The sequence below is a fragment of the Pseudomonas sp. FP1740 genome, assembly GCF_030687165.1.
Taxonomy (GTDB): domain Bacteria; phylum Pseudomonadota; class Gammaproteobacteria; order Pseudomonadales; family Pseudomonadaceae; genus Aquipseudomonas.
The window spans coordinates 6,091,276-6,114,990 of sequence record NZ_CP117461.1 but is presented as its reverse complement, the minus strand read 5'-3'; the positions used below and the strand labels follow the sequence as shown (position 1 = coordinate 6,114,990).

The window sequence follows — 23,715 nt, the reverse complement described above, 5'->3', positions numbered from 1 at the left end:
CGACCTCCTACAGGATTACGTCGTTACTTCTTCATCAGTGCCGAGCACGCCGCTTTGTAAGCCTCGTGCTGATACTTGTTCAGCGTGGCCGGCAGTTCAAAGTCGAACTTTTTGTTCTGCGCATTGATGGTTTGCGGCGACAGCAGCGTCACCTCGCAATTTTCCAGCAACTGGAAAACCCCTTCGATCTTGAACGTGGTCGGCCCACCGGCGAACTCACCTTTCTTGCTGCGCTTCTTGATTGCGATCCGGTCGATTGAATTCTCACGAATAAACGACGCCACCTGAGCGGCAAAGACTTTGACGTTGGCGGCTTCGTCGTCATCGTCGAGGGCGATTTTTTTCGTGGCCAGCGCGACGTGGGTCAGCCCCTGATCGTCGAGGGAGGCCACGGCAAGGATTGCTTCGCTGCCTTTGATTTCGATACCGCAGATTTTCATTTGAATCCCTTTTCCTGATGCTGGCGTGCAGCTTACAGCTCTAGTTGATTGGCGGTGATGCCAAAAGCCGCGGCGATTTTCTCACGCGTGGCCTTGCGGGGCTTGGCAACCGTTTCCTGCTGGGCAAAGGCTGGTTGGGAGATGCCCATGCGTTTGGCCACTTCATCCTGCGTAAGGTTCAGGTGTTCACGCCAGGCACGAACTGGCGTCGCGCCGTCGACGATGCGACTGACCACTTCATGGGGGATCAGATCGGGCTCAATTTTTTGTGCCACATACTGCGCGTATGGAATGACTACGAATGCCGGTTTTCCCTCCGCGTCGTTGATGATTTGAATGTCAGTAGGTGCGTTCATCGCGTTTTTTGACCTCTTGGATACTGACCACTTTGATCGCGCCATCTCAGTCGAACATAACCCGATAACTACCGACTCGCAGTCGATAGGCGTAGTCATGACCAACCAGTACTTTGACATTGCCTGCGTCAGGCATACCAGCTAGCGCCGTGATGGCATCCCTAACCTGGATCTGATGAACGGAATGCAATTTCAAGAGCTGCTTAACGGCCTTTCGAGTCCAGTGAATGCTGTTCATGGAAGAATATAAGTCTTTTATAAGATTTGCGAATCTTTACTTATATTTTTCAGGTGGCCAACAAATGAAATTTGTCAGCATGTTGCTCGAAAAAACTGCGTTAAGCCTTGCTCGGCGGGGAATTGTAGGCTTGCTCAGTGAGGCTTGTGGGAAAGGTCTTTATTGAGGGTAAAAGCTGGTAGGGCTACCAGCTTTCAACGGACGATTCAGGATCACTCCTGCCCAATCGACTCCAAAAACTCCGACCGCTCGTCACTCATCCGTGCCACGCAATCATTTTGCGCAATGTTGAACGCCTTGCTGCCGCTCGTCGCCGGGAACGCTTCCACCGCGCAATCGGCATCCCGGGTCTTCAGCCATTGTTGTTGCGCAGTTTTGATTTTTGCGGTGATGTCGGCCAGTTGCGCCTTGTTACTGCCGTAGCGCGTTTGCATGCGCTCGTTCAGGCCTTGATAGTTGTCGCTCAGCAGCTGTTCGGCGGTGTTTCTGCTGTAAGCCGAGCATTCCAGGGTCTGGACTTCGTTTTCGACGGCGTCACAGGGGTTGTCGTCGGCCCCTTCGGCCGCCTGTACGCCGGTCGCTATCAGTGCCAAAGCCAAGAAGATGGATTTCATTGCGTAGCCGCCCTTAATTCAGTGAAACATTCGGTGATGCGACGAATTCTGGCCCATGCGAACGGGCTTGAACAGGTAGGCAATCACGTCGGTTGGCGACCCTTTGTCGCGGATTGACGCTTTCGGCAATTCCCCTGTCGTTTTTGCACCCGGCTGCACCGTCCCTCAGGCATATGCTGGCCCCAAAGCGCCGGCACACGATTCGGCGCATGAATCGTTAATAGGGGACTGCCTGATGAGCCCAGCCGAATTACACGCCGACAGCATCGTTATCGACGGCCTGATTATTGCCAAGTGGAACCGTGAGCTGTTCGAAGACATGCGCAAGGGCGGTCTGACCGCGGCCAACTGCACCGTGTCGGTGTGGGAGGGCTTCCAGGCCACCGTCAACAACATCGCTGCCAGTCAGAAGCTGATTCGCGAGAACAGCGACCTGGTGATCCCGGTGCGCACTACCGCCGACATCCGCAAAGCCAAGGAGCAGGGTAAGACCGGCATCCTGTTCGGCTTCCAGAACGCTCACGCCTTCGAAGACCAGATCGGCTATGTCGAGGTCTTCAAGCAGCTGGGCGTCGGTATTGTGCAGATGTGCTACAACACCCAGAACCTGGTCGGTACCGGTTGCTATGAACGCGATGGCGGCCTGTCGGGTTTCGGTCGTGAAATCGTTGCCGAGATGAACCGCGTCGGTGTCATGTGCGACCTGTCCCACGTCGGCTCGAAGACCTCCGAAGAAGTCATCCTCGAATCCAAGAAGCCGGTTTGCTACTCCCATTGCCTGCCGTCGGGCCTGAAAGTGCACCCGCGCAACAAGTCCGATGAAGAACTGAAGTTCATCGCCGATCACGGCGGTTTCGTCGGCGTGACCATGTTCGCGCCGTTCCTGGCCAAGGGTATCGATTCGACCATCGACGACTACGCCGAAGCCATTGAATACACCATGAACATCGTCGGCGAAGACGCCATCGGCATCGGCACCGACTTCACCCAGGGCCATGGCCAGGACTTCTTCGAATACCTGACCCATGACAAGGGCTACGCCCGCCGTCTGACCAGCTTCGGCAAGATCATCAACCCGCTGGGCATCCGCACCGTGGGCGAGTTCCCGAACCTGACCGAAACCCTGCTCAAGCGCGGCCATTCCGAGCGCGTGGTGCGCAAGATCATGGGCGAAAACTGGGTCAACGTTTTGAAAGACGTTTGGGGCGAATAAGCCGCCGCATCTGAAGAATCCTTTCCCCCGGCCGTCCGTGCCGGGGGCAACACAACGAATTTTCTGGAGTTAAGTTTCCATGGCCAAGATCGCCCCGCAATTGCCAATTGAAGTCGACAGCGAAACCGGTGTCTGGACCTCTGATGCCCTGCCGATGCTGTACGTGCCGCGTCACTTCTTCGTCAACAACCACATGGGCATCGAGGAAGTGCTGGGCGCCGACGCCTACGCCGAAATCCTCTACAAGGCCGGCTACAAGTCCGCCTGGCACTGGTGTGAAAAAGAAGCTGAATGCCATGGCCTGGAAGGCGTCGCGGTGTTCGAGCACTACATGAAGCGCCTGTCGCAACGCGGCTGGGGCCTGTTCAAGATCCAGGACATCGACCTCGACAAAGGCACCGCCAGCGTCAAGCTCGAACACTCCGCATTCGTCTACGTGTACGGCAAGGTCGGGCGCAAGGTCGACTACATGTTCACTGGCTGGTTCGCCGGCGCCATGGACCAGATCCTGGCTGCTCGCGGCAGCAAGATCCGCACCGTCGCCGAACAAGTTTACGGTGGCTCCGAAGAAGGCCACGACGACGGTTTGTTCACCGTCAAGCCGTTGTAAGTCGAGGAACCCGCCATGGCTTTCGAAGCAATGTTCCAGCCGATCCAGATCGGCAAACTGACCATCCGCAACCGCGTGCTCAGCACCGCGCACGCCGAGGTCTACGCCACCGACGGCGGCATGACCACCGATCGGTACGTCAAGTATTACGAAGAGAAAGCCAAGGGCGGGATCGGCCTGGCGATTTGCGGCGGTTCCTCCAGCGTGGCCATCGACAGCCCGCAAGGCTGGTGGAAGTCGGTCAACCTGGCCGACGACCGGATTATTCCGCACTTCCAGAACCTGGCCGATGCCATGCACAAGCATGGCGCCAAGATCATGATCCAGATTACCCACATGGGTCGCCGCTCCCGCTGGGACGGTGAGCATTGGCCAACCCTGCTGTCGCCGTCGGGCATCCGCGAGCCGGTGCACCGCGCGACCTGCAAAACCATCGAGCCGGAAGAAATCTGGCGGGTGATCGGCAACTACGCCAGCGCTGCGGCGCGTGCCAAGGCCGGTGGCCTGGATGGCGTCGAGCTGTCTGCCGTGCACCAGCACATGATCGACCAGTTCTGGAGCCCGCGAGTCAACAAGCGTACCGACGAATGGGGCGGCAGCTTCGAGAACCGCATGCGTTTCGGCCTGGAAGTGATCAAGGCTGTGCGCAAGGAAGTCGGTCCGGACTTCTGCGTTGGTATCCGTATCTGTGGTGACGAATTCCACCCTGATGGCCTGAGCCATGAGGACATGAAGCAGATCGCCAAGTACTACGACGACACCGGCATGATCGACTTCATCGGTGTCGTGGGCTCGGGTTGCGACACTCACAACACCCTGGCCAACGTTATTCCGAACATGAGTTATCCACCGGAGCCGTTCCTGCACCTGGCCGCCGGTATCAAGGAAGTGGTGAAGGCTCCTGTGCTGCACGCGCAGAACATCAAGGACCCGAACCAGGCAACCCGTATTCTGGAAGGCGGTTACGTCGACATGGTCGGCATGACCCGCGCTCACATCGCCGACCCGCACCTGATCGCCAAGATCAAGATGGGCCAGGTCGACCAGATCAAACAGTGCGTGGGCGCCAACTACTGCATCGACCGTCAGTACCAGGGCCTGGACGTCTTGTGCATCCAGAACGCCGCGACCTCCCGTGAATACATGGGCGTGCCGCACATCATCGAGAAATCCACCGGGCCGAAACGCAAAGTCGTGGTGGTCGGTGCCGGCCCTGCGGGGATGGAAGCCGCTCGTGTAGCCGCCGAACGTGGCCACGACGTGACCCTGTTCGAGAAGAAAGAATTCATCGGCGGGCAGATCACCACCGCCTCGAAAGCCCCGCAACGGGACCAGATCGCCGGTATCACCCGTTGGTTCCAGCTGGAACTGGCGCGTTTGAAAGTCGACCTGCGCCTGGGTGTGGCGGCGGATGCGGCGACCATTCTCGACCTGCGTCCGGACGTGGTGGTACTCGCTGTCGGCGGTCATCCGTTCCTGGAGCAGAACGAGCATTGGGGCGCGGCTGAAGGCCTGGTGGTCAGCAGTTGGGACGTGCTCGACGGCAAGGTTGCACCGGGCAAGAACGTGCTGGTCTACGACACCATCTGCGAGTTCACCGGGATGTCGGTTGCCGACTTCCTCGCCGACAAGGGCAGCCAGGTCGAGATCGTCACTGACGACATCAAGCCGGGCGTGGCCATCGGCGGTACGTCGTTCCCGACTTACTACCGCAGCATGTACCCGAAAGAAGTGATCATGACCGGCGACATGATGCTGGAAAAGGTCTACCGCGAAGGCGACAAGCTGGTGGCGGTGCTGGAAAACGAATACACCGGCGCCAAAGAGGAGCGGGTGGTTGACCAGGTCGTGGTCGAGAACGGCGTGCGGCCGGACGAAGAAATCTACTACGCACTGAAGGAAGGCTCGCGCAACAAAGGCCAGATGGACATCGAAGCCCTGTTCGCGATCAAGCCACAACCTTCGCTGAGCCAGGCGGGCGACGGCTACTTGCTGTTCCGCATCGGTGACTGCGTGGCCCAGCGCAACACCCACGCGGCGATCTACGACGCGCTGCGGTTGTGCAAGGATTTCTAAGCCACTGAACTGATCGTTCCCACGCTCTGCGTGGGAATGCCTCAATGGACGCTCTGCGTCCGCTCTTGGTGTGACGCGGAGCGTCACGGGCTGCATTCCCACGCAGAGCGTGGGAACGATCATAGACCCCGAGGTCTTTGGGAGCTCCACATGTTGAACACCCTTCTTCCAATCCTGTTGTTCGCTGCCCTGGGCCTGGCTGTCCTGGGTGCGTTGCGGCGGGTGGCTATGTGGCGTCAGGGCCGGGCTTCGAAAGTCGACCTGATCGGCGGTCTGTTCGCCATGCCCAAGCGTTACATGGTCGATTTGCACCACGTCGTCGCGCGGGACAAATACATCGCCAATACTCACGTCGCCACGGCCGGTGGTGCGGTGGCGTCCATTGTGCTGGCGATTCTGGTTCACGGTTTCGGCCTGCATAACCGCATCCTCGGTTATGCACTGCTGTTGATGACGGCAGTGATGTTCGTCGGTGCGATCTTTGTCTTCCTGCGTCGCCGCAACCCGCCGGCCCGCTTGTCCAAAGGTCCGTGGATGCGCCTGCCGAAAAGCCTGCTGGCGTTCTCGGCGTCGTTCTTCCTGTTGACCCTGCCGGTGGCGGGCATCCTTCCGGAAAACTTCGGTGGCTGGGTGCTGGCGGCGATTCTCGGCGTCGGTGTGCTGTGGGGCGTGTCGGAACTGTTCTTCGGCATGACCTGGGGCGGGCCGATGAAGCACGCCTTTGCCGGTGCCCTGCACCTGGCGTGGCACCGTCGCTCTGAGCGGTTTGGCGGTGGTCGTTCCACTGGCTTGAAGCCGCTGGATCTGAACGACCCGACCGCGCCACTGGGCGTGGAAAAACCCAAGGATTTCACCTGGAACCAACTGCTCGGCTTCGACGCCTGCGTGCAGTGCGGTAAATGTGAAGCTGCGTGCCCGGCGTTCGCCGCCGGCCAGCCGCTGAACCCGAAAAAACTGATTCAGGACATGGTCGTCGGCCTGGCCGGTGGCACCGATGCCAAGTTCGCCGGCAGCCCTTACCCAGGCAAGCCGATCGGTGAGCACGGCGGCAATCCGCACCAACCGATCGTCAACGGTCTGGTGGACGCTGAAACCCTGTGGTCCTGCACCACCTGCCGTGCCTGCGTCGAGGAATGCCCGATGATGATCGAGCACGTCGATGCCATCGTCGACATGCGCCGCCATCTGACCCTGGAAAAAGGCGCGACCCCGAACAAGGGCGCCGAGGTCCTGGAAAACCTGATCGCCACCGACAACCCTGGCGGCTTCGCGCCGGGCGGGCGGATGAACTGGGCGGCGGATCTGAACCTGAACCTGCTCAGCGAGAAGAAAACCACCGACGTGCTGTTCTGGGTCGGCGACGGTGCCTTCGACATGCGCAACCAGCGCACCCTGCGTGCCTTCGTCAAAGTGCTGAAAGCGGCCAAGGTCGACTTCGCAGTGCTGGGCCTTGAAGAGCGCGACAGCGGTGACGTGGCCCGGCGTCTGGGCGACGAGGCGACGTTCCAGCTGTTGGCCAAACGCAACATCCAGACCTTGGCCAAATATCGCTTCAACCGCATCGTCACCTGCGACCCGCACAGCTTTCATGTGCTGAAAAACGAATACGGCGCCTTCGATGGCAACTACCTCGTGCAGCACCACAGCACTTACATGGCGGAGATCATTGGCGAAGGAGCACTGAACCTCGGTCAGCACAAAGGCAACAGCGTGACTTATCACGACCCGTGCTACCTCGGCCGCTACAACGGCGAATACGAGGCGCCACGCGAAGTGCTGCGCGCCCTGGGCATCGAGATCAAGGAAATGCAACGTTCCGGTTTCCGTTCGCGCTGCTGCGGCGGCGGTGGCGGTGCGCCGATCACCGACATTCCGGGCAAGCAACGGATCCCTGACATGCGCATGGAAGACATCCGTGAAACCGGCGCCGAACTGGTGGCCGTGGGTTGTCCACAGTGCACTGCGATGCTTGAGGGCGTGGTCGAGCCACGGCCGTTGATCAAGGACATCGCCGAACTGGTGGCTGATGCGCTGCTCGAAGACGCCGCGCCGGGAAAGCCTTCGGCACCGGCCAAACGTGAACCTGCGGAGGTGCATTGATGAGCGACATTATCCGCCGCGACCCTCGCGCTGAATGGATCGCCCGCAACCGTCTGCACCCGCTGCACGCGGCCATGCAACCGGTGCAACACAGCTGGATGGGGCCTAACGGCGTCATCCGCAAGAATCCCCACGGGATCGGTTTTATCGGTCCCAACGGGATCAAACGGATCGACCGCAGTGGCGCTCAGCAAGGCGGGGCGACTAAACGCTCGGCCACGGTTGAAGTGCAATTGCCGCTGCATCAAGTGGCTGCACCCGCGTTCTACATCAGCGTGGTGCCGGACATGGTCGGCGGCCGCTTGAGCAGCCACGACCGCGATTTGCTCGGCTTGGCCCATCAGTTGGCCGGCAAGGACGGCGCGGTACTGGCGGTGGTCTTCGGTGAGCATAAGGAAAACGCCTTCGCCACGGCGGGCGTTGACCGCTTGCTGGTACTGGAAGGTGACGAATTCAGCGGTTATGCACCGGAACAACGCGTGCAGGGCCTGCGGGCTGTGGATAACCAGTTCAGCCCGCGTCACTGGCTGCTGCCGGACAGCCGCAGCGGTGGCGGCGAACTGGGTCGACGCTTTGCTGCCGCACTGGGCGAACGTCCGGCCACACGGGTCTGGCAGGTCAAGGATCAGGAATGCATCGGTCGTGCCGGTGCTGGTTTGCAGGACCTTGCGCGGCCGGTGGCCCGCTTGATTCTGGCGGCTGCCGAATGCGCCGAACCGGTCAGCGAAACCCGTCACGAAGCGTTGCCGGTGGAGTTATCCACAGCGGTCGCTCGCAGCCTGTCGCGGATCGAAGATCTGGGCGCGGTGGCGGTGGACCCGGCGGCGATTCCGATGGCCGAAGCCGAGTTCATCTTCTCGGGCGGCAACGGGGTCAAGGACTGGGGACTTTTCCACAGGACGGCCGAAGCGTTGGGCGCGACCGAAGGTGCGTCGCGGGTGGCGGTGGACGATGGTTTCATGGCGCGCGACCGTCAGGTTGGCGCGTCCGGCACCTGGGTAACCGCGCGGGTTTACGTGGCGGTGGGGATTTCCGGGGCGATCCAGCACCTGCAAGGCATCGGTGCCTGCGACAAGGTGGTGGCGATCAACCTTGATCCGGGTTGCGACATGATCAAACGGGCCGACCTGTCGGTGATCGGCGAGAGCGCCGAGATTCTTCAAGCCTTGATCGATGCGGTAGAGGCTTACCGCAACGACGCCAAGCGCGATGCGGCTTAAGGGAAGGAAAGGGTTATGAGCACGAAAATCATCAGCCTGGTGTCCATCGGCGCCCACCCGACCTCCGGCCGGCCACGCCGCGCCGAGCAGGACGCGCGGGCCGTTGAACTGGGTTTGCAATTGGCTGGGGATAACCTGCAAGTGCTGCACGCCGGCGACGTTGCGGAACCGGCGCTGCGTGCCTATCTGGGCATGGGCCTGGAACAGTTGCATGTGCTGGAACAACCGGTCGGCGCAGATGCGCTGCCAGCGTTGACCGACTATTTGCGTGACGCCGGGGCGCAGGTGGTGTTGACCGGCAGCCAGGCGGAAACCGGTGAAGGCTCGGGCATGTTGCCGTTCCTGCTGGCCGAAAGCCTCGGCTGGCCGCTGGTGGTGGGTTTGGCGCAAGTCGAATCCATCGACGGTGGTTCGGCGCTGGTTCTGCAGGCCTTGCCGCGTGGTCAACGCCGTCGTTTGAAAGTGCGCCTGCCGTTTCTGGCGACTGTGGATAACGCAGCGCCCAAGCCTCGGCAAAGTGCCTACGGTCCGGCGCGACGCGGGGTATTGCAGGCAGATGAAGTTGAAGTGGTCGACGATGAACTGCTGGCAGTGGCCACGCTGCAACCGGCCAAGCCACGACCCAAGCGCCTGAAAGTGATCAAGGCCAAGAGCGGTGCCGACCGCATGAAGGCCGCGACGGCCAAGGCCAGTGGCGGCGGTGGGCAAGTGCTCAAGGGCGTGACCGCGCAGGCGGGCGCTGAAGCCATCCTCAAGTTGCTGATTGAAGAAGGCGTAGTCCGTCAGGGTTGATCGACAGCGACAACCGGCCATAAAACCGTTGGCCTGGCCGGTTGTTACGTATCAACCTGCACGCTAAGCAGGTCGCTCGTATTCTGGGGAGTTGCATCAATGGAAGTTGAATTTCGTCCGGCTCTGCGCACGGATGCGCGCGAGATTGCCCGTTTGTTCCAGATTTCGTCAGAGGGGGCTTCGGATTACATCTGGAGCCAGCTGGCGGAGCCCGGGCAGGATCTGCTTGAAGTGGGGGCCATTCGTTACGCCCGTGAAGATGTCGATTTCTCCTATCAGAACTGCGTTATCGCGCAGGCACAGGGGCGGATCATCGGCATGATGCACAGTTACGTGACGCGTCACGATCCGTTGGCGGCTCCGGTGACTGATCCGGTCCTGGCGCCTTACGCCGACATGGAAGTCCCCGATACCCTTTATATTTCGAGCCTGGCCCTGCATGAAGGGTGGCGCAACAAGGGGCTGGGTGTGCGCTTTCTCGAGCATGCTCAACAGCGTGCCGATCAACTGGAACTCAACGGCCTGAGCCTGATCGACTATGCAGCGAATACCGGGGCTCGGCGTTTTTATGAGCGCCACGGCTTCAGCATCATCAAAACCTGCCAGGTTGTCCCCCATCCGATGATTCGGGTGACAGGCGACGCCTATCTCATGCATCGGCCTTAAAGTGTCAACGGGCGGACATCAGGTTACCCACAATCCCTGTTAGCGCTTCTGTGGATAACATGTTCGCCCCTCGCTACACCCCATGCCAATCAAGCCCTGCAGCCCTCCGTACAAAAAACAACCAGCCTAACCCACGGTTTTTTCGGGCTTTTTCCACAGAGTAACGTCGCTTACTGGCTGGCACTTGCCCCCAATCTCTGTTGGCGCTTCTGTGGATAAGATGTTCGCTGTCCGCTACAGGCCATACAGATCGCGGCTTTCAGTCGGTTGATCAAATATTGTTCAATTCGGCGTTTTCCTCCGCTAATCGTCCCATAAACCCCGAATACTCGCGGGTTTCAGCGGTTTTCCACAGAGACCGCAAAGTTGCCCCCAAAGTCTGTTGGTGCTTCTGTGGATAAGGTGTTCACCATCCCCTGTAGGCTATGTAAAACGTGGCCTGCAAGCTTCTGATTGAAAAATAACCAGTGTCTGGCTAAAACCCTGCTTCTGGATAAGTCACGGTTTTTCTTCGGTTTTTGTGAATGGATTTAGCCTGTCACCCACAGTTGTCCCCATTTGCTGTGGGTGGAGATGTGGATAACTTGTTCGCTGAACCCTGTAAACCACGGTCCGTATAGGCTGGAACGCGATAGATCAGATTTCATACAGTTCTAAGGCACTTCCTTGACTTCGATCTGTCGCCTGTCTTCACTCTCATCGCATAAGGACAACAGTCACTTATCCACATCTGGTTCAGGGAGAACGCGTGATGGATAACCAGCCACATCGCTCGCAGCCACATTCGCACCCCAGTCCCTGCGTGACCTGTGTCCCGACATCCGCCACCTCGTTGCACAAGCGAATTCATCGTCGCGCCGCCAATCAGCGCGCTCGTCTATAGCACCTGGCCCCCTTATGCCATTACGCCGCTGCCATTGAGGCCCGACCGTGCCCGGTGACCAGGCGTTTGTTCGTCTATCGATTGCAGGCAACCGCAGAGTTGCTCCATCTGCCTGAGAGGAAATGACCCATGACACGGATCGCCACGCCCATCAGCGATATCAAGGAACATTACGACGTGATCGTCATTGGCTCCGGCTACGGCGGCGGGATCGCGGCGTCGCGCCTGTCCCGGGCCGGCAAGCGGGTATGCCTGTTGGAGCGAGGCCGGGAAATCCAGCCCGGCGAATACCCCAATACGATGCTGGCGGCCACTGAAGAGCTGCAAGTGCATGATCCGGACGGGCACATCGGCTCGCGCACCGGGCTGTTCGACCTGCACGTCAACGCCCAGCAGAACGTAGTGGTCGGTTGCGGTCTGGGCGGCACGTCGCTGATCAACGCCAACGTCGCGCTGGAACCTGAACCCGGTGTGTTCGATGATCCGCGTTGGCCGCTGGCGGTGCGTGAACATCGCGACACGCTGCTCAAGGACGGATACGCCCGGGCTCGGGAGATGCTCAAGCCCAATCCCTATCCGAAAACCGCTCCGACCTTGCCCAAACTCGAGGCTAACCAGAAGTCCGCCGATTACCTCAAGCAAGGCGCGCACTTCTACAAGCCGCCGATCAACGTGACCTTCGACAAACTGCCGAACAACCTCAACCACGTCGGCGTCGAGCAATTGCCGTGCAACCACTGCGGCGACTGCGTTTCGGGCTGTAACAACAAGGCCAAGAACACCACGTTGATGAATTACCTGCCTGATGCCTGCAACCACGGCGCAGAGATTTTCTGCCAGGCCGAGGTCCGGCATCTGGAGCGCGACGGCGATGGCTGGATCGTGCACTTCCAATACCTGGACAGCGGCCGCGAGAAATTCTCCGCGCCGACGCTGTTCGTCAAGGCGGACATCGTCGTGGTGTCTGCCGGCACCCTGGGCTCCACCGAAATCCTCCTGCGCTCTCGGGACAAAGGCCTGTCGACGTCCAATCAGCTTGGCGAAAACATGAGCGGCAACGGCGACATCCTCGGTTTCGGCCACAACTGCGATGAAACGATCAACGGCATCGGTTTCGGTGCCCATCCGGCCAAGGAGATGAAACCGGTCGGCCCGTGCATCACCTCGATCATCGACATGCGCACCGAAGGCGACTGGCGCAGCCGCATGGTCATCGAAGAAGGCTCGATCCCCGGCGCACTCGGCCGGCCCATGGTGCCGAGCATGGCCACATTCGCCGGGTTGATCGGCAAACCCACCGATGACAGCTTCACCGGCAAGCTCAAATACGCCGAGCGCGAAGCCGAAAGCTTCCTGCGAGGTCCGTACCACGGCGCCCTGCACAACATGCAGACCTACCTGATCATGAGCCACGACGACGGCAAGGGGCGCATGGTGCTCGACAGCAAGGATCAGTTGCGCATCGACTGGCCGGGCGTTGGCGAGCAGGCAAACGTCAAGATCGGCAACGAGCGCCTGCACCAGAGCACCAAGGCCTTGGGCGGGATCTGGGTCGAGAACCCGATCTGGACCGAGCTGCTCAAACACAGCATCGTTTCCGTGCACCCATTGGGCGGTTGTGTGATGGGCGAGGATGCGGCGCAAGGCGTGGTCAACCACAAGGGCCAGGTGTTCAGCGGCATCAGCGGTACCGATGTCTATGCCGGGCTATACGTGGCCGACGGCGCGGTGATCCCGACCTCACTGGCGGTCAATCCGTTGCTGACCATCTCTGCCGTGAGCGAGCGCAACATGGGGCTGCTGGCCGCCGATCGTGGTTGGCACATCGACTACACGTTGCCCTCGGCACCGCGCAAACCGGTGGCAGCACCGACTCTCGGCGTGCAGTTCACCGAAACCATGAAGGGCTATTTCTCCAAAGATTTCACTCAGCCCCAGGGCACCGATCTAAAACTCTACGAAGCGGCGGCCAAACGCGGCAAGTCGGATAACTCACCGATCGAATTCACCTTGACCATCACCGCCAACGACCTCAATCGCATGATCAAGGAGCCGGAACACGCCGCGACACTGGTCGGCACCCTGGATGCGCCGGGCTTGTCGCCGGAACCGCTGACTGCCAGCAATGGCGTGTTCAATCTGTTCGAGGATTATCAGGAACAGGTCGGCGTGCGACACATGAATTACGACATGAAGCTGACCGCCGAGGATGGTAGCGATTATTACTTCAGCGCATTCAAGACCGTGCCCGAAGACAACGGCGTGCTTAACGTCTGGCACGACACCAGTACGCTCTACGTGACGCTGTATCGCGGGCCGGACAAGACGGGCGAAGTGATCGGCTCGGGGGTGATGCATATCGAGCCGGCCGATTTTGCCAAGCAGATGACCACCATGAAGGTGCTCAACGCGCGCAACGAACGCGAACGTATTGAAGGGCTGGCGCGGTTCGGCAAGTTCTTCGCCGGCATCTTGTGGGAGAGCTACGGCGGGGTGTTCGCCGGCGACATCTACTTCAACCCCGATGCGCCGCCCCGGCAGAAACGGCCGCTGGATGCGCCGACGCCAAGCGTGCAGTTCTTCCAGACCGAAGACAGCGTCCAGCTACGCCTGACCCGTTATCAGGGCGGCAGCAAGGGGCCGGTGATGCTGGTGCATGGTTTGGGGGTGGGCTCGAATATTTTCTCCACCGACACTATCCAGACCAATCTGCTGGAATACCTGTGCAAGCACGAGTACGACGTCTGGCTTCTGGATTTCCGGGTCAGCATCCTGCTGCCGGCCAGCAAACATGAATGGAACGGCGACCAGATTGCCCAGTACGACTTCAAGGCCGCCATCGAGCATATCCAGCAGGCAACCCTCGCCGCTGACGTGCAGTGCGTGGTGCATTGCTACGGCGCGACGACCTTCTTCATGTCGCTGCTGGCCGGCTTGCAGGGCGTGCGCTCGGTGGTCTGTTCGCAGATCGCTGCGGACACGGTGGTCGCCACGGCAACGGGGCTGAAGGCCGGTCTGCATTTGCCGGGGATGCTCGACGCCATCGGCATCAAATCCCTCACCGCGTATGCCGACAACAAGGAGAGCTGGTTCAACAAACTCTATGACAAGGCCCTCAACATCTACGCCCGCATCGAGGCTCAAGGTTACTGCACCAACCCGGTGTGCCACCGCATCACCTTCATGTACGCGTCGCTGTACCGCCACGACACACTCAACGAAACCCTGCACGACAACCTGCACGAGTTGTTCGGCGAGTCGAACATACAGACCTTCGAGCACCTGGCGCTGATCCTGCGCAAAGGCCATCTGGTGGACTTCAAGGGCCAGGACGTCTACATGCCGCACTTCGACCGGCTGACTATGCCGATCTGCTTCATCAGTGGCGAAGACAACCAATGCTACTTGCCCGAAAGCACGCTCAGGACCTATGAGCGCGTGTGCAAAATCCATGGACCGGAACGCTACAGCCGGCATGTGGTGCCGGGTTACGGGCATATCGACTGCATGTTCGGCAAGAACGCGGTGGTCGATGTGTACCCGATCATCCTGCAGCACCTGGAGAAAACCGCCCTCGGCTAGCACTGATCGTTCCCACGCTCTGCGTGGGAATGCATCCCGTGACGCTCTGCGTCACAAACGCGGACGCAGAGCGTCCATGGCGGCATTCCCACGCGGAGCGTGGGAACGATCAGGGGAAAAAATATGGACAGTTACATCCGCTGGTTTCAACGCTTCATCTGGATAGGCATCGCAATGAACATGGTCTTCGCGGTTCCGGCGCTGTTCGCGCCGGCGTTGCTGACCTCGATGCTCGGGATGCCTCCGCAGCTCTCCGATCCTTGGCTGGAGAACGCCGGCATGTTGCTGGTGGGGATCAGCCTTTTTTACATGCCGTCAGGCTTCAATGCCCCCAAATACGTGGTGCATTCGTGGCTGTGCGTATTGTCGCGGTTGGTCGCCGTGGCGTTCTGGATCTACCTGATCAACACCAGCAACCAGGCCCAGGTGTTCGTGCCGATGCTGCTGGGCGATCTGGGCATGTTCCTGATCCTCGGGATTCTGCTGTACTTGGGCAGCGCGCCGGCCAATCGGCCGTTCGCCCTGCTTCGCGATGGCTGGCGTGAGTGGTGCGCAGCGTGGGCGCGACGCTGGCGGCGGCACAGCTTCAAGGTCGCCACGCTGGTCGTGGTGCTGGCGCTGGGGTTTATCGGCTACGAAACCTGGTACCAGATGCTGCGAGTGGTGCCGGCCGAGCAATACGCTTCTGACGAAGACCACTACAAATACGCCGCCATCGGCCTGGGCATCGAAGCACGGATTCCCTATTACCTGTTCGCCGTGTTGCCGCAGATGTGCCCGGAGAAACTGCCGAAGCCCGGCGGTTACGAAGTGTTCGGTTTCCTCTACGAGAACGGCAAGGACCTGCCGATCGGCATGGCCAAGCGGCAGATCGGCTACCCGACCGTGGAGCCCAATTGCGCCTTGTGCCACACCGGCTCCTACCGCGCCAATGCCAGCGACGTTGCTACCCCGGTGGCCTCCGCGCCGGCCAATACCCTGCAACTGCAGGCCTTCCAGTGGTTCGCCTACGATTGCGCGAGCGATCCGAAATTCACGCCTGATGCGGTGATGACTGCGATCAACAGCAAGTTTCAGCTTGGGTTCTTCGAGCGTCTGTACAACCGTTATCTGATCATCCCGATGGCCACCAGCGCGCTGATCAAGCAGAAACAGGCCTACGCCTGGCAGCAACTGCGCGCACCGCAAGGGCCGGGGCGTACCGACACCTTCAACCCGACGAAAATGGTGGTGTTCGGCTTTCCGGATGACTCGACCATCGGCACCGTCGACTTGCCGCAAGTCTGGAACCAGAAACCCCGGGAGTCGCTGTACCTGCACTGGGACGGCAACAACAACGATATCCATGAGCGCAACTACGCGGCGGCCATGGCCGTGGGCGCGACGCCGGAGTCGGTGCTGCCGGACAGTTTCAACCGGGTGACCAATTGGCTGCTGGGCCACAAGGCACCGGCCTGGCCGTTCGCGCTGGATCAGGCCAAGGTCGCCCGGGGTAAGCCAGTCTGGGAAAAAAATTGCGCCAGTTGCCATGACTTCGGTCGCACCGACACCGGTCAGGTCACCACCACTATTGATGAACTGGGCACCGATCCCCATCGGCTGAACTCGTTCACCACGGGGCTGGTGACGGCTTTCCACGGCTTCAAGAAACCGCCGTTCGACTTTGGTGCCTACCGCAAGACCCAGAGCTATAGCAACACGCCCACCGACGGCATCTGGTTGCGCGCGCCGTACTTGCACAACGGCTCGGTGCCGACCCTGTGGGATTTGCTGCAACCGCCGGAACTGCGGCCGCAGGTGTTCTTCACCGGTTCCGACATTTACGACAAGGACAAGGTCGGCTTCGTCACCAGTGGCGAGCAGGTGAAAGCCTCGGCGGACTTCAAATACGACACGCGCCTGGAGGGCAACCACAACGGTGGCCACCTGTACGGCACGCAGTTGTCGGAACTCGATAAGCGGGCGCTCATCGAGTTCATGAAAACCCTGTGATTCCACTACGGATGGAGGAAGGCGACATGTCATTGGTCAGTCATTGGGAACACGAGTACGACAAGGTCAAGCTGCGTTTGCACGGCTTGTTCACCCGCCTGGAAATGGCCTGGAAGAAGCTCGTCAGCGAGCTTGAACCGGAGGAGTACCAGGCCATCGTCGCGCTGCTGCAGCGGGGGCACGATCAGGCGCAATACGTGCTCAAGCACGGCGACTTGCCGGACGATCAACCGAGTGTGCCGTGGGAGTTGTCCCATGGTTTGTCGATCCTGCACATCGGCAACGCCAGCCCCTTGCCGCAATCGGTAGATGAGCTGCAGACCCAAGTGCTCAAGGATGGCAGCCTGCTCGGTTGTCGCAAATGGGAGCTGCTGGATCTGTTGTGGAGCGAAGCGCTGCTCAAGTGGATCGAGAACCTGCGGCATCACGCACCGTTCGCCACCAACCCGGCGTTGATGCGCATGGACAGCGACGTGACCCTGGCCATTGCCGGCGACTGGGGCACCGGGCCGTTTGACAGTCATGCCCCGGCGGTGGCGGTGGCCAATCAGATGCAACTGGCCCAGGCCGACTTCACCATTCATCTGGGGGATGTGTATTACGCCGGCACCCGCTCCCAGGAAGACGTCGACATGGTCGGCTGGCCGATGGGCAAGCAGGGCTCATTCACCCTCAACTCCAACCATGAGATGTACAGCGGCGCCCATGGCTACTTCAAGGAACTGGCCGAGCGTTTTCCAGCGCAACAGGGCACCAGTTATTTTGCGTTGTACAACGATGACTGGCTGGTGATCGGGCTCGACACGGCTTATGCCTCTGATCCGATTAACCTGTACATGGACGGTGCGCTGAACAAGCAGCAGATCGACTGGATGAAAGACTTGCCCCAACGCAAGAAGATCATGGTGCTCAGTCATCACCAGGGCTTTGACATTACCGGGCATGACAAGACGGCGTTGTATCAGCCGGTGTGTGATGCCTTGGGGCGCGAGCCGGATTACTGGTACTGGGGGCATTTGCACAACGGCATCTGCTACGCCACCCAGGGTGGGCTGCATGCACGTTGCGCCGGGCACGGGGCGATTCCCTACGGCAATGCCAGCGAGTTGAACGGGCATTCGCGGGTGCTGTGGTCGGAAACGCAAAATGCGCGGGATGAGGCGTACCCGGATCGGGTGTTGAACGGTTATGTGAAGGTGCGGCTGGTGGGGGAGAACATCGAAGAGACGTTTATTGGTGAGGATGGTTCGGTGCGGTGGTCTTCAATTTAGCGAGGAAGGATCGTTCCCACGCCTAGCGTGGGAACGATCAGATTTCGATTAACCCTGAACCGGAACACCTTTGAGGTAAGGCGCAGGCTCGGCCCCCAGGTTGTTCAGCATCCGCTCGCTGTACCAGTCCACGAAGTTCACCACGCCGAACTCATAGGTCTTGGAGTAAGGCCCTGGCTGGTACGCGGTGGAGTTGATCCCGCGCTGGTTCTCTTCGGCCAGGCGACGGTCCTGGTCGTTGGTCGCATCCCAGACCTGGCGCATGCGCTCCACGTCATAGTCCACGCCTTCGACCGCGTCCTTGTGGACGATCCACTTGGTGGTAACCATGGTTTCCTGGGCGCTGATCGGCCACACGGTGAACACGATGATGTGGTCGCCCATGCAGTGGTTCCAAGAGTGCGGCAGGTGCAGGATGCGCATCGAGCCCAGGTCCGGGTTCTTGATGCGGCCCATCAGTTTGGCGCAGCCCTGTTTGCCGTCCATGGTCATCGATACGGTGCCCTTGAGCAGCGGCATGCGCACGATGCGGTTACGCAGGCCGAAACTGGCGTGGGCGTAAGGGATCTTCTCGGCTTCCCAGGCCGCGGCGGAAGCGGCTACGTGGTCCTTGAAGGCCTGGTCGGCACGCGGGTCGGTGACGTCGTCCCATTCCAACAGGGTTTTCAGCAGTTCCGGGTGCGACGCGTTGCAGTGGTAGCACTCGCGGTTGTTTTCCAGCACCAGTTTCCAGTTGGCCTTTTCCATCAAGGTGGTTTGCACCGCCACCTTGGTGTTCTCCATGTCGTACGGTTCCATGTAATGGCTGAGCGTCGACAGGAAGTCATCGATGGCTGGCGGGTTTTCCGCCAGGCTGATGAAGATGTAACCGCCAGCGGTCTTCACGTTTACCGGCTTGAGGCCGTACTGCTTCATGTCGAAGTCGGCGCCCATTTCGGTGCCGGCGAACAGCAGGCGACCGTCCAGCTCATACGTCCACTGGTGGTAGTGGCAGACCAGTTTGGCGACTTTGCCTTTTTCACTGGTGCACAGGCGTGAACCACGATGGCGGCAGACGTTGTGGAATGCATGCACCACGCCATCGGCGCCGCGAATCACGATGATCGGGTTCTTGCCGACCTGCAGGGTCAGGTAGTTGCCCTTGGTCGGGATCTCGCAGGTCATGCCAGCGATCAACCACTCTTTCTGGAAGATTTCCTGCATGTCGATATCAAACAGCCGCTCGTCAGAGTAAAACGGCTGCGGCAGCGAGAAAGTGCGCTCGCGCTCTTGCAGCATCTGCGCGGTGGCCTTGCGTGCGGGTTCCAGTGGATCGCCCAGGCTCAGGGTAGTGGTGACGTCCATCGTTTAATCCTCAAGGCCATTCTGTGTGGCCGGCGAAAGTGGCTAATCAGGTTTGCTACGCAAGGTGTAAAGATTATGTCTTGGTATGGGGCGAGTGTGGGGCCGGCGCGCACCACAACCTTATCCATGGGCGACATGGCCCAATCTGTTCCCGACGCGCAACCCCCGGTAATTGGGGGCTGGTCGCGATAAGTATGTCAATGTCGCAGATAGGTAAATGGCGGGGCTGCGCTATACGCAGAATCGCCAACATAAAGGCCGGTAGTCGGCCGTGGAGATCAGCATGTCCAACAACTTCCTGAACCCGGTAACCACCCAGACCTGGGCCAATGGTCGACATATTGTCCGTTGCGTCAAAGTCATCCAGGAAACCTGGGATGTGCGCACCTTCTGCTTTATGGCTGACCAGCCGATCCTGTTCTTCTTCAAGCCCGGGCAGTTCGTCACCCTGGAGCTGGAAATCGACGGCGTGCCGATCATGCGCTCCTACACCATTTCCAGTTCGCCCTCGGTGCCGTACAGCTTTTCGGTGACCATCAAGCGCGTGCCGGGCGGTAAGGTTTCCAACTGGCTGCACGACACCCTGCACGAAGGCCAGGAGCTGGCGGTGCACGGGCCGGTCGGGTTGTTCAACGCCATGGACTTCCCGGCGCCGAAAGTGCTCTACCTCAGCGGCGGCGTCGGCATCACGCCGTGCATGTCCATGGCCCGCTGGTTCTATGACACCAACGGCAATGTCGACATGGTGTTTATCCACAGCGCCCGCTCGCCCAAAGACATCATTTACCACCGCGAGCTGGAGCACATGGCGTCGCGGATCGATAACTTCAGCCTGCACCTGATCTGCGAGAAGCACGGTCTGGGCGAGCCGTGGGCCGGTTATCGCGGTTACCTGAATCACAAGATGCTCGAATTGATGGCGCCGGACTTCCTCGACCGTGAAGTCTTCTGCTGCGGCCCGACCCCGTACATGAATGCGGTCAAGCGCATGCTCGAGGCGGCGGGCTTTGACATGAAGCGTTATCACGAAGAATCCTTCGGCGCCACGCCGCCAGAAGCCCGTGCCGACGCGGTGGAACAAGCCGAGCAAGCAGCGGACGCGCCGGAAGTCGACGCGGCGGATCTGCACCAGGTGGAATTCACCGCCTCCGGCAAGAGTATCCGCGTGGCCCCGGGCGAAACCGTCCACGCCGCTGCCGCGAAACTGGGCCTGATGATCCCCAAGGCCTGCGGCATGGGTATCTGCGGTACCTGCAAGGTAATGAAGCTTGCCGGCGAAGTGGAAATGGAACACAACGGCGGGATTACCGAGGAAGACGAAGCCGAAGGGTTCATCCTGTCTTGCTGCAGCGTGCCGAAGGGTGACGTGCGGATCGAGTATTGATCGCTCGAGATGATCACTGAATAACCTCTACAGGAGCAGCCTTCGGCAGCGCCTGTAGAGGGTGCGCTTCAGTCAGTCGACAAACAGGTCTGGCATCAGTTTGTCGGTGGAATCAGGCGCATACCGATACCCTTCAAAATCCGTCACCCCTTGCTCGCGCAAAATCTCCTCATCGATCAGCAACCGACCGGTAATGCTGCGACCGCTGCTGTCGAGAATGACGTGGGCGGCATCCGCCATGATCGCGGGTGTGCGGGCATGTTTGAAAGATTCGCGCGATCCGAGCTGAAACTCGATTGCAGCCGTGGCGATCATGGTCTGCGGCCATAGAGAGTTGACGCTGATATCGTAGGCGGCGAATTCCTCGCTCATGCCCAGGGTGAGCATGCTCATGCCGTACTTGGTGACGGTGTAGGGGCTGTATTGGGCGAACCATTTGGTGGCCAGGTTCAGCGGCGGTGACAGGTTGAGGATGTGGCCGCTGGATTTTTTCAGATAGGGCAGGGCGGCCTGGCTGCACAGCAGCACGGCGCGGGTGTTGATCTGGTGCATCAGGTCGAAGCGCTTGAGTTCGATGTGCTGCACGCCGGTCAGCTTGATCGCTCCTGCATTGTTGATCAGTGCGTCGATGCCGCCGAAATGCTCATTGGCGTCAGCCAGGGCCTGACGCACGATGGTTTCATCGCGCACATCCACCTCCAGGGCCAGCGCCTTGCCACCTGCGGCTTCGACTTCCGCTGCCACGCTGAAGATGGTGCCAGGCAGTTTAGGGTGAGGGGCGGCGCTTTTCGCGGCAATCACGATGTTGGCCCCGTCCCGTGCGGCCCGCAGTGCAATCTCACGCCCGATCCCGCGACTGGCGCCGGTAATGAACAGGGTTTTGCCTTGTAGTGACATGCGTACGCTCCCAATGGGTGTGATCCGAGCGGATCGAAAGGGCTCGCCAGTCAATGTAGACCAAGTCTTGCGGATTGAAGTCGAACGCTAAATGATCGTTCCCACGCTCTGCGTGGGAATGCCTCTTGGGACGCTCTGCGTTCCTGCCTCACCGCTGATGCGACGCAGAGCATCATGGGCTGCATTCCCACGCAGAGCGTGGGAACGATCAGATGGGGAGGGCTCAGTACCAGCACTGAATTTCGATCAAGCCCTCCATCCCTGCATAGTTTCTCGCGCTGGAGTAGCGCCAGTGCTCCGGTAATTCCACGCACCCTCGCTTCACCGGGTTGTAATGGATGTAATCGAGCTTTTGGCGCATTACCGTTTCGCTGTACACCATTTCCGCGTGCGAGCCTTCCTGCCATAGCTGATAAACCCGGTCCTGCTTATGAGCCCGTTTGCTGCAGCGCAGTCGTTGTAAGGCGCGTTCGGCACCTTTGCTTTGCAGGTCATCGATGATTTGACGCGCGGTGAAGGACTTGAACTGGCTGAGGCATTTGCTCAGGTCTGGAGCTTCGGCAACGAAGTGCAAATGGTTTTCCAGGATCACATAGCCATACAGCTGCAGGTTCTGATGAGTTTGTTGGTGACGCCAGCAGTTGAGCAGGTGGTCGACAATGTAGGGGCGGATAAACAGTGGGAGCCATTCCATGATTGTGCAGGTCAGGAAATGGGGTTTGTCGGGTTCGGTGATGGTATAGCGGCTTCGGCCCATGGATGCATTCCCTTGCGAGGGAATGACTAGGGTGAGCGGGGTTGCGTGAGGGGGCTAGAGGACAGCGCCGCAGAGCGAGTAAGAAATTGCGATGCGCCACCGTGATCGTTCCCACGCTCTGCGTGGGAACGATCAGTTTGATGAGGGCGTCAGGCTGTCATCACGTGCCGAATATCCGCTGCCAGTTCCCGCACGCGTTCTTCTTCGGTGTCCCACGAGCACATGAACCGTGCGCCACCGTTGCCGATGAAGGTGTAGAAGCGCCAGCCCTTGGCGGTCAGTGCGGCGATGGCCGGCTCCGAGAGTTGCAGGAACACACCGTTGGCCTGCACCGGGAACATCAGCTCGACGCCAGGAATGTCGCTCACCAGTTCGGCCAGCAACTGCGCGCAGTGGTTGGCGTGGCGGGCGTATTTGAGCCAGGCGTCGTTTTCAAGAATCCCGACCCAGGGGGCCGAGAGGAAGCGCATCTTCGACGCCAGTTGCCCGGCCTGCTTGCAGCGGTAGTCGAAGTCTTCGGCCAGTTTGTGGTTGAAGAACAGAATCGCTTCGCCCACCGCCATGCCGTTTTTCGTACCGCCAAAGCACAGTACGTCGACGCCGGCCTTCCAGGTCAGGTCGGCTGGCGAGCAACCCAGATAAGCGCAGGCGTTGGAGAAACGGGCACCGTCCATGTGCAGGTTCAAGCCCAGTTCTTTACAGGTGACGCTGATGGCGCGGATTTCTTCCGGGGTGTACACGCTGCCGACTTCAGTGGCCTGGGTCAGGGTCACGACGCGTGGTTTCGGGTAGTGGATGTCCTGGCGCTTGAGGGCAATTTCGCGGATCGATTCCGGCGTCAGCTTGCCGTTTTCGGTGCGGGCGATGAGCAGCTTGGAACCGTTGGAGAAAAACTCCGGCGCGCCGCATTCGTCGGTTTCGACGTGGGCGGTTTCCGAGCAGATCACGCTGTGGTAACTCTGGCACAGCGACGACAGGGCCAACGAGTTGGCCGCGGTGCCGTTGAAGGCGAAGAACACTTCGCAGTCGGTTTCGAACAGTTTGCGGAATTGATCCGCGGCGCGTGCGGTCCACTCATCGTCGCCATAAGCGCGCTGGTGTCCGTGGTTGGCCTGTTCCATGGCAGCCCAGGCTTCAGGGCAGATACCGGAATAGTTGTCGCTGGCGAATTGTTGGCTCTTGTCGGTCATGGCCGGCTTCCGTGATCGAGGCGCTTGTGGCGCTTCGTTGGTCAATGATGATGTGCACTTTACCGAAGATCGTCCGGGGAGCACACGGGA

The 23,715-nt window shown here is 60.0% G+C and carries 19 protein-coding genes and 1 pseudogene; 12 read left to right on the top strand and 8 right to left on the bottom strand.

Annotated features, from left to right (window positions below):
• Positions 1–23: 23 nt before the first annotated feature.
• From PSH69_RS27550 to PSH69_RS27540, 3 genes and pseudogenes are all read right to left on the bottom strand, one after another.
• Positions 24–440, bottom strand: coding sequence for a DUF3010 family protein (locus PSH69_RS27550; RefSeq protein ID WP_019580672.1), 417 nt, complete (start codon positions 438–440; stop codon positions 24–26).
• 32 nt (positions 441–472) lie between these two features.
• Complete coding sequence (locus PSH69_RS27545) at positions 473–796, bottom strand: helix-turn-helix domain-containing protein (protein WP_305410355.1); 324 nt, start codon at positions 794–796, stop codon at positions 473–475.
• Positions 780–1,034: pseudogene (locus PSH69_RS27540) on the bottom strand (type II toxin-antitoxin system RelE/ParE family toxin). The gene PSH69_RS27545 and the pseudogene PSH69_RS27540 overlap by 17 nt, the downstream one beginning before the upstream one ends.
• Between PSH69_RS27540 and PSH69_RS27535 the strand changes: the two are divergent.
• Complete coding sequence (locus tag PSH69_RS27535; protein ID WP_157755454.1) at positions 1,033–1,200, top strand: hypothetical protein; 168 nt, start codon at positions 1,033–1,035, stop codon at positions 1,198–1,200. The pseudogene PSH69_RS27540 and the gene PSH69_RS27535 overlap by 2 nt on opposite strands.
• 46 nt (positions 1,201–1,246) lie before the next feature.
• Here the strand turns inward: PSH69_RS27535 and PSH69_RS27530 are convergent, their stop codons facing one another.
• Positions 1,247–1,648: a lysozyme inhibitor LprI family protein gene (locus PSH69_RS27530; protein WP_018928783.1), complete on the bottom strand. Its 402-nt coding sequence runs from the start codon at positions 1,646–1,648 to the stop codon at positions 1,247–1,249.
• Positions 1,649–1,883: 235 nt separating this feature from the next.
• Between PSH69_RS27530 and PSH69_RS27525 the strand changes: the two genes are divergently transcribed.
• The 10 genes from PSH69_RS27525 (at position 1,884) to PSH69_RS27480 (ending at position 18,053) form a co-directional block, all read left to right on the top strand.
• The gene (locus tag PSH69_RS27525) at positions 1,884–2,861 is read left to right on the top strand and encodes a dipeptidase (RefSeq protein WP_007907542.1); all 978 of its coding nucleotides are present in this window, start codon (positions 1,884–1,886) and stop codon (positions 2,859–2,861) included.
• 79 nt (positions 2,862–2,940) lie between these two features.
• Complete coding sequence (locus tag PSH69_RS27520) at positions 2,941–3,471, top strand: DUF5943 domain-containing protein (protein ID WP_007926354.1); 531 nt, start codon at positions 2,941–2,943, stop codon at positions 3,469–3,471.
• 15 nt (positions 3,472–3,486) lie between these two features.
• Positions 3,487–5,547, top strand: coding sequence for a dimethylglycine demethylation protein DgcA (dgcA, locus tag PSH69_RS27515; protein WP_019580673.1), 2,061 nt, complete (start codon positions 3,487–3,489; stop codon positions 5,545–5,547).
• Between the two features lie 150 nt (positions 5,548–5,697).
• Positions 5,698–7,647 (top strand): dimethylglycine demethylation protein DgcB, encoded by a 1,950-nt coding sequence (dgcB, locus tag PSH69_RS27510; protein ID WP_305410354.1) that lies wholly within the window; start codon positions 5,698–5,700, stop codon positions 7,645–7,647.
• On the top strand, positions 7,647–8,867 hold the full coding sequence (locus tag PSH69_RS27505; protein WP_305410353.1) for an electron transfer flavoprotein subunit alpha/FixB family protein: 1,221 nt from the start codon (positions 7,647–7,649) through the stop codon (positions 8,865–8,867). The genes dgcB and PSH69_RS27505 overlap by 1 nt, the downstream gene beginning before the upstream one ends.
• Before the next feature lie 15 nt (positions 8,868–8,882).
• A complete protein-coding gene (locus tag PSH69_RS27500; protein WP_018928786.1) occupies positions 8,883–9,659 on the top strand; it encodes an electron transfer flavoprotein subunit beta in 777 nt (258 codons plus the stop codon).
• Positions 9,660–9,758: 99 nt separating this feature from the next.
• A complete protein-coding gene (locus PSH69_RS27495; protein WP_305410352.1) occupies positions 9,759–10,325 on the top strand; it encodes a GNAT family N-acetyltransferase in 567 nt (188 codons plus the stop codon).
• A gap of 1,012 nt (positions 10,326–11,337) precedes the next feature.
• On the top strand, positions 11,338–14,790 hold the full coding sequence (locus PSH69_RS27490) for a GMC oxidoreductase (protein WP_305410351.1): 3,453 nt from the start codon (positions 11,338–11,340) through the stop codon (positions 14,788–14,790).
• 123 nt (positions 14,791–14,913) lie between these two features.
• Positions 14,914–16,782 (top strand): hypothetical protein, encoded by a 1,869-nt coding sequence (locus PSH69_RS27485; RefSeq protein WP_305410350.1) that lies wholly within the window; start codon positions 14,914–14,916, stop codon positions 16,780–16,782.
• A 26-nt stretch (positions 16,783–16,808) separates the two neighbouring features.
• Positions 16,809–18,053, top strand: a complete 1,245-nt coding sequence (locus PSH69_RS27480; protein ID WP_305410349.1) for a metallophosphoesterase — start codon at positions 16,809–16,811, stop codon at positions 18,051–18,053.
• A 48-nt stretch (positions 18,054–18,101) separates the two neighbouring features.
• On the opposite strand, the gene gbcA is transcribed toward PSH69_RS27480, so the two are convergent.
• A complete protein-coding gene (gbcA, locus tag PSH69_RS27475) occupies positions 18,102–19,397 on the bottom strand; it encodes a glycine-betaine demethylase subunit GbcA (protein ID WP_019580681.1) in 1,296 nt (431 codons plus the stop codon).
• A 283-nt stretch (positions 19,398–19,680) separates the two neighbouring features.
• Here gbcA and gbcB point away from each other — a divergent pair, with 283 nt between their 5' ends.
• Positions 19,681–20,781 carry a glycine-betaine demethylase subunit GbcB gene (gene gbcB / locus PSH69_RS27470; protein ID WP_019580682.1) on the top strand — a complete coding sequence of 367 codons (1,101 nt, stop codon included), beginning with the start codon at positions 19,681–19,683 and terminating at the stop codon, positions 20,779–20,781.
• Between the two features lie 72 nt (positions 20,782–20,853).
• Here the strand turns inward: gbcB and PSH69_RS27465 are convergent, their stop codons facing one another.
• From PSH69_RS27465 to PSH69_RS27455, 3 genes are all read right to left on the bottom strand, one after another.
• The gene (locus PSH69_RS27465) at positions 20,854–21,678 is read right to left on the bottom strand and encodes an NAD(P)-dependent oxidoreductase (RefSeq protein WP_305410348.1); all 825 of its coding nucleotides are present in this window, start codon (positions 21,676–21,678) and stop codon (positions 20,854–20,856) included.
• 223 nt (positions 21,679–21,901) lie between these two features.
• Complete coding sequence (locus PSH69_RS27460) at positions 21,902–22,435, bottom strand: transposase (RefSeq protein WP_305410347.1); 534 nt, start codon at positions 22,433–22,435, stop codon at positions 21,902–21,904.
• A gap of 149 nt (positions 22,436–22,584) precedes the next feature.
• Positions 22,585–23,625: a low specificity L-threonine aldolase gene (locus PSH69_RS27455; protein ID WP_018928794.1), complete on the bottom strand. Its 1,041-nt coding sequence runs from the start codon at positions 23,623–23,625 to the stop codon at positions 22,585–22,587.
• Positions 23,626–23,715: the final 90 nt, after the last annotated feature.